We start from the raw sequence: 285 nt of genomic DNA, 5'->3' as shown, positions 1-285 counted from the left end.
CAGTTGCTACAAGAAATGGAGAAAACTTTGCAACAACACTTAGATTCATTATTTTCAAAGTATCGTAAATATGAAGAAGGATACCACGAAAGAGTTCAATTTTTTCACTCGTATCTGTCAAATTAAACGAAATAAGGGATTGATTAGCTTGCTCTGCTATCGTTTTAGCTTCTTCGGCTAGCGTCTTTGCCTGAGAGGCGGCTTGCTTGGCTTCTCTTGCTTCGTCCTGTGCTTCTTCTGCATCTGTTGCCGCAGAATTGGCTGTCAATTTTGCCGCATTAGCAG

Annotated in this window: 1 protein-coding gene; it reads right to left on the bottom strand. The window is 41.1% G+C overall.

The features are described 5' to 3' along the window. Positions 1–285 (bottom strand): hypothetical protein (locus ACFIKU_RS09740; RefSeq protein ID WP_375657384.1); only part of this gene is annotated, 285 nt, incomplete at both ends.

Source organism: Bartonella sp. CM120XJJH (genome assembly GCF_042194715.1).
Lineage (GTDB): Bacteria > Pseudomonadota > Alphaproteobacteria > Rhizobiales > Rhizobiaceae > Bartonella.
This window is presented reverse-complemented; position numbering and strand designations above follow the sequence as displayed.